The following is a 12,257-nucleotide window of genomic DNA, read 5'->3' on the forward strand; positions in this document are numbered from 1 at the left end:
GTGAGACGCAAACTAGCATCAATTATGGGTATATTTTTCTTTATTCCATTTGCTTATAGCTTCGGATTGGATGATGTGTATGTTCAAGAAAAAAATAAAATTATAAGTTTTAAACAGGCTGTTACATCAAAGCAGGGCTATGTTGGAAAAAAGAATAATCATTATTTTTTATCAATAGGTAGTTATTCTACAACATTTGATTTAAACGGAAATATTAACTCTTTTGATTCTGCAACAAATATCCTCTTTCCAAAACGGGTTTTTATGGAACTAACTCTGATGAATCTATATCCAAATGCACAAATTTATTTTGATCAAGAGCCAATAGGAAATACTGATCAAGATGGTAACGCAAGAAAAGTTCTTTATCTTGAGAAAATCGGTTCATACTCTATAAAAATTAAAAAACCTAAAAACAAAGTTGCTCATCAAGTAGTGAAAATTGAAGATACGTGTAAAGTTGAATGCAGGGATGTGAAACCTATGACCTGTAACATATTTACCGAAAATTAACTTACCAGCATAACTTGATGGATAAAATCACAATCAAGGCTTCACTCTAATTTTATTAGAGAGATTATTATTTATACTAAAAAACCCAATTTTCTTTAACCATAAATTGTTCTAAATTGTTACATGGAATAGAGTAGTATTCACATATAGCGGGAATTTTAGTGCTATTGGGTTTATATCTTTCTTCAGTAATAATAGTAAGGTTATTAATTTTAGCTTTTGCAACAAGAAAGGGATCTGCACATAATCCGCCTGTTAATTGCTTAGTTTTTTCTATCATTCCTTGGAAATGTCCATTTTTTTCTTTAAATAACTCCATCATAAAATTTGCTTCAATGCCGCTTGGCTTATGAAAAATGTCTTTATTGTCGTTTGTCCAAGTTATTGCCGCTGTATTTTTATCCAAGCCTTGAAGCTCTTTAAATACTTCGATAACAGAAGCAACCTTTTGAGTTTTTATTAATTCGTCAAATTTAGCCCATAAGCTAGGAAATCTACTAGGGTAGTATTTGAAAAGCAAACTAAATGTTGAAGTATCAAAAATATACAATTTATTATACCTTTGCTAAGTAATATTCTTCCATTGTAATGAATGACTTAGGCTTTACATTTGCATAGTCAGCGGCTTTTTCAATGCTTATTACTCCTTGATGGTAATTTTCCAGAATTTTTGAAAAATAATTTTTACCTAAATACGATAATTGGGTGTAATAATAATGACCACTAGATTCTTTTGAATTTCTTTTGGCAATGTCATCATTCCAGGATTGTATTTTAGATTTATACTCTTCTTTGCTAATCAGTTGTAATGAGAGTAATTTTCTCCATATAACCTCTGTACTTACTTTATAATGTCCAGCGAGAGCAATTACTTCATTATCAGTAAGAATACTGTTTTGTAATTTAGTAATAAAACTATCATTTGGAATAAGAAAGTTTGCTGCAAATGAATTACATTTTACTTCAATATTTGTGGGATCAGAAAACTCTAGATTCCAGAACTCTCCAGCAAAGACATCTAAGTAGTTTTCTTTATAAATTAAGTGAGCAACCTCATGAAATAGGGTGAAAATTTGTCTATTTTTAGACATAGAGCTATTAAGAAAAATAATTGGAAACATTTGATCATAAATGCAAAAGCCTGATACTCTACTATCTTTAAATGCTTCTTTAAAAACATATACTCCATGTTCTGCTAAAACATTTCTCCATTCTTCTAGTGCTTGCTCTGAATTTTTCCATTTAGCTTGTTCTTCTATAGTAACACCCAATATAGCTCTTGCTTTTTTGGCTATATCGGACGTTGAGTTATTTGATTTAAAATTAAGCCAGTTCACTTTTTCTTTCTGCTCTTCATATTCACTTTGAAATAGCTCTTTCAAGTAAATTTGAAACGCTGTCGCTTTTCTGAATAGATATCGTATATGTGGAGAAAGGGTATGAATATCTTCTTGAGATAAGGCACGAAAGGATTTTTCTACATCTTTTTCTTCAGGGGGGGATGGAAAAAAGAAAATTGCTAATGGGCGATTATAATGTATAGATAACTTTTCTAATTGGCTATAAGTTGGATAACTTACCCCATTTTCCCATTCTTCATGCTTAGAGTTTTTTTGGCATTCCTCTTCAAGCGTATATCCAGCTTTTTCTCTAGCCCATTTTAAAATGGATGGATTAATAGGAATCTGCTCTGCCATCACAATACCTAATTTAACATATTAATAATTATTGTAGTACAAGTTGGAAAGTGAAACTACCAATGTTCCTTTACAACTCGGTCAATATATATTTATCAGTCGAAGTGATTTACTGTCTACATTGCGTCTACATGACTTTTTCGAACTTTCTAAAAACTACCGTAACTACTTGATTTTATTGGTGGGCCCACTAGGACTTGAACCTAGGACCAACGGATTATGAGTCCGCTGCTCTAACCAACTGAGCTATGGGCCCGGAGGAGGTGTCATTGTAATAGTTCTAAGGACTTAATACCACTACAATTTTTAAATTTTTTGCTAAATTCAATCATAATTGGGATAAGGTTTTGTTTATTCCTTATCCCAAAAATTGCATAGCTAGTTATCATCGCCTTCCAGGAAGCTGCGGAGCTTCTCTGAGCGTGATGGGTGACGTAGTTTACGTAGGGCCTTGGCTTCAATTTGGCGGATACGTTCGCGGGTTACGTCGAATTGTTTACCTACTTCTTCCAACGTATGGTCGGTGTTCATTTCGATACCGAAGCGCATACGTAACACTTTGGCTTCGCGTGGTGTTAGCGTTTCCAGAATTTCCAGCGTTGCTTCACGCAAGCCTTCGGCTGTGGCGCGCTCAATGGGTGATTCGATATTGCTGTCTTCAATAAAGTCACCTAAATGTGAGTCGTCGTCATCACCCACAGGGGTTTCCATTGAAATGGGTTCTTTCGCAATTTTTAAGACTTTTCGTATCTTGTCTTCGCTCAGATCCATTTTTTCTGCCAATTCTTCAGGTGTTGCTTCGCGGCCTGTTTCCTGGAGAATCTGGCGTGAAATACGATTGAGTTTGTTAATCGTCTCAATCATATGCACTGGAATACGAATGGTTCGTGCCTGGTCGGCAATTGAACGGGTGATTGCTTGACGAATCCACCAGGTGGCATAGGTAGAAAACTTATAGCCACGGCGGTATTCAAACTTGTCAACCGCTTTCATCAAGCCGATATTTCCTTCCTGAATCAAATCAAGGAATTGTAAACCGCGGTTGGTGTATTTTTTGGCGATAGAAATAACCAAACGCAGGTTGGCTTCAACCATTTCTTTTTTAGCACGTCTGGCTTTCGCTTCACCAATAGACATTTTACGGTTGATGTCTTTGATTTCACTGATGATCAAACCATATTCTTCTTCGAAGCTGGCTAGTTTAGCTTGTAAGCGCTTAATTTCTTCGCTGTACTCTTCGATGCGAGTCATGTCGAGTTTTTTCGCATGCTTGCTAATGATGGTTTCCAGCCAGGTTAAATCAGTTTCCTGACCGGGGAAGGTATCAATAAACAACTTACGAGGAATGCGTGCTTTTTCAATACATAAACGCATAATGGTGCGTTCGAATTCACGAATATGATTACGCAATTGTCGAAAATGGCGTGTTAATCGGTCAACTTGTCTTGAAGTCAGTTTTAATTTCAAGAAAGATTCAGACATTGCATCTAAAAATGCAACCGTCTTTGCCGACGTGCGACCATGCTCTCTCATTGCACTCATGGCATTCGCAAAGCATTCACGTAAATCGTCGAAATAAACTTTCGCTTGTTCAGGATTGGGGCCTTCATCAGCTTCACTAAGACCACCTTCACCTTCTTCGCCTTCTTCATCAAGTTCATCAAGAAGAAGTTCTTCCTGCTGTGACTCATCAAGCATAGAGCCAATGTTGGATGCAGGTGCTTCTTCTTCGACATCAGCAAAACCACTAATGATATCGCTAAGACGAATTTCTTCAGTGACAACGCGGTCATAATCTTCAAGAACCAATTGTACTGTTTCTGGGTAGTGCGCCAGAGATTTGAGGACTTGATAAATTCCCTCTTCGATACGTTTGGCAATGCGGATTTCACCTTCACGAGTGAGAAGCTCGACTGTTCCCATTTCCCGCATATACATACGGACTGGGTCAGTAGTACGGCCTGTTTCTTTGTCGACAGAAGCAAGAACAGCGGCTGCTTCTTCAACGTCTTCAGGTGCCTCTTCAGTTGTGCCGAGTAGGGCTAATTCATCTTCACTGGGTGATACCTCGAAGACTTTAATATTCATGCCTTCCAACATGCTGATGATGACATCAAAATGTTCGGTATCGACGATATTGGGTAACAGATCATTAATCTGTGCATAAGTTAGGTAATTTTGTTCTTTCCCTAAACGGATGACTTTTGTGATTTGCGAGTGCTGCTGTTCTTGATCATTCATAGTCGTCATAGGCATTGGTGAGGTTAAGGGCCACAAAAAGGTCTTGATTATAAACCCGCAATGGCAAACATGCCAGTATATTTTGCGTTATTTTTTATCATCAACATTTTGATGCCGTTGTTTCAGCATCTCTTGTAATTTAAGCCTTTCTGATAAAGTTAAGCCCTGATTACGAGATTTTGCAATGTATAAGTTAATTTTATTTTCTAAATTTTGTTTTTGCAAAAATAAAATAATATCAATGAATTCTTTTACCAGTGCTTGCTCAGGGACTTGATGGTCCCAACCAGCTAATTTTCCTAACGCCTCAAAATAGGGCGTATTACGCCATTGTTCAATGAGTGTGGCTGTATTAATTTCTGGTGAATTTGCAACTTGCAGTAATAGTTTTTTTAATAAATCCTGTTCCTTGTCGTCTAAAAGATTAGGATCGATGTAATTTTTACTCGCACTAAAAATTTCCGGGTTTTGCAGAAGCAAGGCTATGGCAAGACGAATCGGTGAGCGGGTAATGGTTTTAGTAGCTTGATTCGTTTGTGGGGTGTTATCGCTTATCATTTGTAAGAGCCGATGAGCTTCAATATGGCTAATGCGTGCTAATTCATTCAACAACAGTTGCTTGTAGGGACCATCCTGCATTTTCAATAGATGAGGTTTGGTTGCATTAACCAATTGGCTTTTACCGGCAACGGAAAGTAAATCAATGTCACGAGAAAGCGTTTCGAAGAAGAATTGATTTAAGGGCTTTGCCTGCTTTAAACGAGCCATAAACTGCTGATTGCCTTCCTCGCGCACAAGGCTGTCGGGATCATGGCCTTCTGGCAGAAAAATAAAACTTGCATTAAGTCCGGCGTTTAATTGGGGCAAGCAACTCTCTAAAGCTCTCCAGGCTGCCTGTCGTCCAGCTGCATCACCATCAAAACAAAATATCAAATGCTGCGTATGTTTAAGCAGCAACTGAATGTGATAAATGCTGGTGGCGGTGCCTAAGGCGGCAACGGCATTGTCAATGCCATGTTGTGCCAAGGCAATGACGTCCATATAACCTTCAACGACAATGATATTATCAATTGTCTTTTGTTTCTGCAGAATCTGGTGTAAACCATAAAGTTCGCGACTCTTTTGGAAAATAACCGTCTCAGGTGAATTTAAATATTTAGGCTTTTGTTGAGCATCAATGGCCCGTCCACCAAAACCAATAATGCGACCATGCCTGTCATGAATGGGAAAGGTGATGCGATGACGATAACGGTCGTAGGTTTTGCCATCTTCTTTTTCAATAAGCATTCCTGTTGCAATGAGTTCGCTGCGATGACTCTTGAATTGTTTTTCGAGATTTTGCCAATCGGGAGGGGCATAACCAATTTGATAAAGCTTGGCAATTTCCCCGGTAAGTCCGCGCTGACGTAAATAATTAATGGCAGCTTGCCCTTTGGTTTTAAGTGTCTGTTGATAAAATTGGCTAACTTGCGCTAATAATTGATAAAGGCTGAGTGATTGTTGGTTTTTCTCTGTGCGCCCTTCTCGGGGTACCTGAAGCCCGAGTCGTGAAGCTAATGTTTCTACGGCTTCAATAAAGCCTTGATTGAGATAATTCATGGCAAAGCTAATGACATTGCCACTCGCCCCGCAACCAAAACAATGATAAAACTGTTTTCTGGCGACAACGTTAAAAGAAGGGGTTTTTTCATTGTGAAAAGGGCAGCATGCCACAAAAGCGTGGCCACTCTTTTTTAAGGGAAGGTAGCTATCAATAAACTCAACAATATCGGTGCGAGTAAGCAGTTCATCAATGAATGGCTGCGGAATTAAGCCAGACATGATAAGGAATTAACTCAGTTTTGCCTTTATTAACGCACTGACTTTTGTCATATCGGCACGACCTTGAAGCTGAGGCTTTAGAAGAGCCATGACTTTACCCATATCGCTCATTTTTTCAGCACCAACTTCAGCAATTGCCTTGCCAATTAGCGCTTCAACTTGCTCTTGAGAAAGCGGCTCAGGTAAATAATGACTGATAAGATCCAACTCGAATTGCTCTTGTGCAACCAAATCATCACGTCCTGCAGCTTGAAATTGTGCGATTGATTCTTTCCGTTGCTTCGCAAGTTTATCAAGAATAACGAGCATGCGCTCTTCATCTACGTCGATGCGTTCATCAACTTCAACTTGCTTGACTGCAGCAGTAATGAGGCGAAGCGTATCCAGTTTCATTTTGTCCCTGGCACGCATCGCGTCTTTAATGTCATTGCTGATACGGTCTTTAATGGTCATGATTATTTACGTCTATGCTTAGCGTTACGGCGAGCAGACATGGATACATCACGAGAAACTTTCTTAAGATGACGTTTTACAGCAGCAGCTTGCTTGCGCTTACGCTCTGCAGTTGGTTTTTCGTAAAACTCGCGACGACGTAGTTCAGTTAGAATTCCTGCTTTTTCACAAGAGCGCTTAAAGCGACGCAGTGCGTATTCAGGATTTTCGCCTTCTTTCACACGAACGGTAGGCATTAACTTATTTCCTCTGATTAATTTAATATAATAGGCTGGCAATTCTAGTGCCAGTTAAGGCAATCGTCAAGTTTTATTGTCATACTGAATTTTAAATTCATTTAATTAAATTGCAATGAACTTGTCTGCGCATTCTTAGTGTTTGCGTTCTATCTTTCGTATTATAATGACAGATTATTTTTTGAGCATAGTGAAGAGGTATCGATGCGAGTACTGGGTATTGAATCATCGTGTGATGAAACGGGAATAGCGATTTACGACTCCAAGAAGGGGTTAATGGCACATGCTCTTCATTCACAGATGGCGACACATCAGCGTTATGGTGGGGTGGTACCTGAGCTGGCTTCACGTGATCATGTTAAATACATTGTCTCTTTAGTAGATGAAGCGTTTCATCAGGCGGCAATTACTAAAAAAGATATTGATGCGATAGCTTACACCGGTGGCCCTGGTTTAATTGGTGCTTTATTGACAGGAGCTTGTTTCGCTAAAAGTTTAGCGTTTGGACTTCAGATTCCAGCATTGGCTATTCATCATCTGGAGGCCCATCTATTGGCTGCTAAACTTGATTCCCCCGAACTTGAGTTTCCTTTTCTCGCCTTATTAGTTTCTGGTGGACATACCCAATTAATAGAAGCTCGTGCTTTAGGAGACTACCATATTATTGGTGAAACCTTGGATGATGCAGTAGGGGAAGCTTTTGATAAGACAGCAAAGTTAATGGGATTACCTTACCCTGGAGGGGCGATTTTAGCGAGTCTCGCCGATAAGGCATCAAATCCTGAAGCGAAGGCATTACCAGCATTTCCTCGTCCAATGACGGACAGACCTGGTCTGGATTTTAGTTTTAGTGGATTAAAAACGCATGCATTGACGACCTGGAATAATAGTAAAAAAGATGAACAAACAAAAGCTGCTATTGCTCACGCCTTTCAAGAAGCAATCGTTGAAACGCTTGTTATTAAATGTAAGCGGGCAGTCACTCAAACTGGCAGTAATCGTCTGGTCGTTGCTGGCGGGGTAGGGGCGAATCAGGCTCTGCGAGCAGCATTAACTATGCTCATGCAAAAGTCGGGAGGGGAAATTTATTTTCCTCGTCCAGAATACTGCACCGATAATGGGGCAATGGTTGCTTATGCAGGGTGCTTGCGTTTATTGCGTGGTGAAAAAGACGGTTACCAAGCAATTGAAGTCAAAGCACGTTGGCCTTTAGCATAAAGTTTGTTGGGTCAAAATGACCCAACCTACCTACACAAATGATTGAACCAGCAAGTTAAATTAAGTCGGTCTTTTGGGCTTTTTTTCTGTAGCTTTTTTCGGTGCAGTCTTCTTTGGTGCTTTTTCACCAGCTTTCTTCGCAGTCACTTTTTCGGCTGCCTTTTTCGGCGCTTTCTTTTTTGTTTTTCCGCTGGTTGCGGTTGTTGCTGGCTCTTTCTTTTCTTTCGACTGCGTTGAGTTTTCTATTTGTAATGATTGTGCAGGGGTTACTTGTGTGGGTAATGCTGGCGGAATAGGAGTAGAATTTTCAAGAGCTTGCTCTTGCTCCAGCTCTTGTTCCTTTTCTTGTTCAAGTAATGTTGCGCTAATTTCCTCTCTTAGCGACGAACGAGTAAATTTGATCTTTGGCTCTTGGCGATCAATTAATCGAGTGATGTTATCTCGATGTTTGTAAAGCACAAACATCGCAATAAAAAATAATGGAGGAAACATTAATAAGCCATCAGGAATAAAAAGGCTATACCATGGAGCCATTGTCATGGAAACGATAGAAGCCAGGGAGGAGTAACGAGTAAAGTTAGCAACGAGTAACCAAGTCGCAATAACTAAAACGCCAAGCATAAAATGCAATCCCAAGAATGCCCCGATGGCTGTGGCAACACCTTTCCCACCACGAAAACCAAAAAAAACAGGATACATATGGCCCATTACGGCGGCCCAACAAGTAAAACTCACTGCTATAGGGCCTGCACCGAGTGCTTTGGCAAATAAAACAGGAAGAAGACCTTTAAAAACATCCGCTAATAAAACAATGGCAGCATATTTTTTGCCTGCAAGTCTTAAAACATTGGTGGCACCAGGATTTTGAGAACCAGTGCTGCGCGGATCGGGAAGTGAAAAAATGCGAGAAACGATAACAGCCGAGCAAACGGAGCCTGCTAAATAGCCAACCACGACAACGAAAAGAAACAACAGGGCTGATAACATCACGCCTCCAAGCAAAGAAAAAGAACTTCATTATTAATGAAAGCTGAATCGTTGTGAAGATATCTAGATAGGAGATATGAGATGCAATGATAAAATTGAGTAATTTCTTATTAAAATAATACTAAATGGCTAATTAAATATCATGGCTATTGCTGGAGGTTGTCCTTATTCTGGTAGAAATAAACCTTGCAGATCATTGGTATAGCGTCGCCCCCAATCAGTAATTTGCCAGTAGGTGTCATGCAGGCTAATTAATCCTTTGTGGGCAGCTTTTGCAAGCAAAGGTTCTAACATTGTCAAAGAAAGTCCAGTTCGTTCACGAAAAAGAGCGTAAGGAATCGGTTGTTGCAGGCGTGTTGTGTTGAGCATAAATTCAAACAATAAAGAACTAGCTTCTATCTCCTCTTTGCTTGCGAGAAAAGGTTTGCTCCTGTCCAGGTAATCTGCGGGTTGACGATGTTTTCGTGTTCGATAAATCTGGCCGTTTGCTGTGGTGATTTTTCCGTGAGCACCGGCACCGATGCCATAATAGTCACCAAAGAGCCAATAATTTAAATTATGTTGGGCCGATTTGTCAGCGCGACAAAATGCTGATATTTCATAGCGAGAAAAATTCATGGATGCCAGGAGAGCTAACCCTTGTTCTTCTAGTTCATAAGCATCATCCTCATTAGGTAAAGCAGGTTGTTGCTTATAAAAAACAGTGTTGGGCTCAATGGTTAATTGATACCAGGACAGGTGCTCAGGTTGATGATTTATAGCAGTGGTTAAATCCTCCAGGCCCTGTTCAATGGACTGATCAGGCAGGCCATGCATAAGATCGATATTAATGTTATCAAATCCTGCCCGCCGCGCTGCGTCAATAGCACGATGAGCCTGTTCATCATCATGAATGCGGCCAAGACGTTTTAAATGGTCTGCATTAAAGCTTTGTATACCTAAAGAAAGTCTGTTGATTCCTAATTGACGGTAATCATTAAAGCGTTGTTGCTCGACGGTGCCTGGATTGGCTTCAAGCGTTATCTCTATATTCGTTGAAAACGAGATTAAATGACTCAATTGGTTGAATAGGGATTCATACGCTTTGGCCGATAGTAAGCTCGGTGTTCCACCGCCAATAAAGATACTGTTAATTTCAGACGCGCGAAAAAATAACAAATCCTCTTTAAAATCATTTACCAATGCCTGGACATAATCAGCTTCAGGTAAATTCCCTGGACTTTTATGTGAATTAAAATCGCAATACGGGCATTTGCGGATACACCACGGAATATGAATATACAGGGAGGTAGGCAGCATTGTTTTAAATCGGACTGGCTTGTTGGAGCATGCAATAGTATCATGACTATAAATTTTACAAAACATAGCATTGACTAACAAATTCTCCTTTACAGCGATTCCATGCCTGAAGGTGGATGAATAAAAAGGAATTAATTTTCTATTTTAGTTGATCTTTGTCGTTGGTATTTGCTCTACTTGATAATTTCCAGGAAGGTAATGAGAAGATGCGAGAGAAGCCAGTTTGTTCAAAAAAGGTGGTGATTGCTAAATCCAATCTGTTTACCATTGAGCAAATGCAGCTTCATTTTGCAAACGGTGCAGAACGAGTTTATGAACGAATTCGCAGTCATGGTCATGGCGCCGTACTCATTGTAGCGATTACTGCTGCAGAATCGTTACTTTTGGTTCGTGAGTATGCGGCTGGAACGGATGCTTATGAGTTGGGCTTTCCCAAAGGGGTGGTCAACCAGGGAGAGACATCCTTGGAGGCTGCCAATCGTGAATTACGTGAGGAAGTGGGTGTTGCAGCCAAAAAATTGCACTCGCTAAGAAGAATGACGTTAGCACCTGGTTATTTTGGTGCAGCGCTAGATCTGGTTGTTGCATATGATTTATATCATTCACCCCTACCCGGTGACGAACCTGAACCGCTTGAGGTGGTGGAGTGGCCCTTGGATGCTATGGATGAATTATTGCTACGGCCTGATTTTTCGGAAGCGCGAAGTATTGCTGCGCTTTTCTTAGTCAAACAATGGTGGAGAAAGGAAAAGAATAATGAATAAACGTGTGAGAGTTGCAGTCACCGGTGCTGCCGGGCAAATTGGTTATGCCTTATTATTTAGAATTGCTTCAGGGCAAATGTTTGGACCCCATACGGATGTTGAGCTGCAATTATTAGAGTTGGAAGCCGCATTGCCAGCACTTGAAGGGGTGGCAATGGAATTAGACGATTGTGCTTTCCCCTTATTAAAGCGCATTGTTTGTACGTCTTCCCTAAATCAAGCTATGGATGGAGTAAATTGGGCTTTATTAGTTGGTTCAGTACCACGCAAACAAGGGATGGAGCGCTCTGATTTACTACAAATTAACGGTGGTATTTTTACAAAGCAGGGGCAGGCTATTAATGATTATGCTGCCGATGATATCCGCGTATTTGTTGTAGGAAATCCCTGTAATACCAACTGTTTAATCGCAATGAACCATGCTAAAGATGTTCCTAATGATCGCTTCTACGCGATGACAACCCTGGATGAATTACGTGCTCGCACACAGCTTGCTAAAAAAGCGGGTGTTGATATTACTGAAGTGAGTCAAATGACCATTTGGGGAAATCATTCTTCCACGCAATATCCAGATTTCTATAATGCAAAAATTAATGGTTTACCTGCTGCGTCAGTGATTAATGATGAAGTTTGGCTAAAGGATACCTTTATTCCAACCGTACAACAACGTGGTGCGGCAATCATTAAAGCGCGCGGTGCATCATCAGCTGCTTCAGCTGCTAATGCAATTATTCAGGGAGTTAATCATCTAACCAATGATACGCCTGCCAATGAATCATTCTCAATGTGTTTGAGTTCGCAAGAAGAGTACGGTGTTGATGAAGGGTTAATTTTCTCTTTCCCTTGTCGACGTGTACATGGCGAAATTCAAGTTGTCGAAGGCTTGCAACTTAATGATTATGGCCAGGGCAAGTTCAACGCTACTTTAGAGGAACTACGTCAAGAACGCGATACCGTTAAGGAATTGGGCTTACTTGATTAATTGAAGCGTCGATTTAACTTGTCAAAAATCGTAATATCTCTGGCAG

Annotated in this window: 12 protein-coding genes and 1 tRNA gene; 4 read left to right on the forward strand and 9 right to left on the reverse strand. The window is 40.0% G+C overall.

The window, feature by feature from the left end; translation table 11 throughout:
* Entirely contained in the window at positions 1 to 513 is a 513-nt protein-coding gene (locus PXX05_RS01010; protein WP_061640372.1) for a hypothetical protein, read from the forward strand.
* A 76-nt stretch (positions 514 to 589) separates the two neighbouring features.
* Here the strand turns inward: PXX05_RS01010 and PXX05_RS01015 are convergent, their stop codons facing one another.
* From PXX05_RS01015 to rpsU, 7 genes are all read right to left on the reverse strand, one after another.
* Positions 590 to 1,063 (reverse strand): PIN domain-containing protein, encoded by a 474-nt coding sequence (locus tag PXX05_RS01015; RefSeq protein ID WP_061640373.1) that lies wholly within the window; start codon positions 1,061 to 1,063, stop codon positions 590 to 592.
* Positions 1,064 to 1,067: 4 nt separating this feature from the next.
* The gene (locus tag PXX05_RS01020; RefSeq protein WP_061640374.1) at positions 1,068 to 2,210 is read right to left on the reverse strand and encodes an ImmA/IrrE family metallo-endopeptidase; all 1,143 of its coding nucleotides are present in this window, start codon (positions 2,208 to 2,210) and stop codon (positions 1,068 to 1,070) included.
* Positions 2,211 to 2,389: 179 nt separating this feature from the next.
* Positions 2,390 to 2,466 (reverse strand) — tRNA-Ile (locus PXX05_RS01025).
* Between the two features lie 122 nt (positions 2,467 to 2,588).
* A complete protein-coding gene (rpoD, locus tag PXX05_RS01030) occupies positions 2,589 to 4,451 on the reverse strand; it encodes an RNA polymerase sigma factor RpoD (RefSeq protein ID WP_275089198.1) in 1,863 nt (620 codons plus the stop codon).
* 87 nt (positions 4,452 to 4,538) lie between these two features.
* A complete protein-coding gene (gene dnaG / locus PXX05_RS01035) occupies positions 4,539 to 6,272 on the reverse strand; it encodes a DNA primase (RefSeq protein ID WP_275089199.1) in 1,734 nt (577 codons plus the stop codon).
* A 9-nt stretch (positions 6,273 to 6,281) separates the two neighbouring features.
* Positions 6,282 to 6,725, reverse strand: a complete 444-nt coding sequence (locus PXX05_RS01040; RefSeq protein ID WP_275089200.1) for a GatB/YqeY domain-containing protein — start codon at positions 6,723 to 6,725, stop codon at positions 6,282 to 6,284.
* A gap of 2 nt (positions 6,726 to 6,727) precedes the next feature.
* Entirely contained in the window at positions 6,728 to 6,961 is a 234-nt protein-coding gene (gene rpsU / locus PXX05_RS01045) for a 30S ribosomal protein S21 (protein ID WP_058442419.1), read from the reverse strand.
* A 204-nt stretch (positions 6,962 to 7,165) separates the two neighbouring features.
* Between rpsU and tsaD the strand changes: the two genes are divergently transcribed.
* Positions 7,166 to 8,179, forward strand: coding sequence for a tRNA (adenosine(37)-N6)-threonylcarbamoyltransferase complex transferase subunit TsaD (gene tsaD, locus PXX05_RS01050; protein ID WP_275090436.1), 1,014 nt, complete (start codon positions 7,166 to 7,168; stop codon positions 8,177 to 8,179).
* 60 nt (positions 8,180 to 8,239) lie between these two features.
* On the opposite strand, the gene plsY is transcribed toward tsaD, so the two are convergent.
* Together plsY and hemW are read right to left on the reverse strand one after the other, a co-directional pair.
* On the reverse strand, positions 8,240 to 9,166 hold the full coding sequence (gene plsY, locus PXX05_RS01055) for a glycerol-3-phosphate 1-O-acyltransferase PlsY (RefSeq protein ID WP_275089201.1): 927 nt from the start codon (positions 9,164 to 9,166) through the stop codon (positions 8,240 to 8,242).
* 165 nt (positions 9,167 to 9,331) lie between these two features.
* Positions 9,332 to 10,465, reverse strand: coding sequence for a radical SAM family heme chaperone HemW (hemW, locus tag PXX05_RS01060; protein WP_275090437.1), 1,134 nt, complete (start codon positions 10,463 to 10,465; stop codon positions 9,332 to 9,334).
* A 155-nt stretch (positions 10,466 to 10,620) separates the two neighbouring features.
* Between hemW and nudE the strand changes: the two genes are divergently transcribed.
* Both nudE and PXX05_RS01070 read left to right on the forward strand, forming a co-directional pair.
* A complete protein-coding gene (gene nudE / locus PXX05_RS01065) occupies positions 10,621 to 11,229 on the forward strand; it encodes an ADP compounds hydrolase NudE (protein ID WP_420844601.1) in 609 nt (202 codons plus the stop codon).
* Positions 11,222 to 12,211 (forward strand): malate dehydrogenase, encoded by a 990-nt coding sequence (locus PXX05_RS01070; protein WP_275089202.1) that lies wholly within the window; start codon positions 11,222 to 11,224, stop codon positions 12,209 to 12,211. Before nudE ends, PXX05_RS01070 begins: the two co-directional genes overlap by 8 nt.
* Positions 12,212 to 12,257 lie beyond the last annotated feature (46 nt).

This window comes from Legionella cardiaca, assembly GCF_029026145.1.
GTDB lineage: Bacteria > Pseudomonadota > Gammaproteobacteria > Legionellales > Legionellaceae > Tatlockia > Tatlockia cardiaca.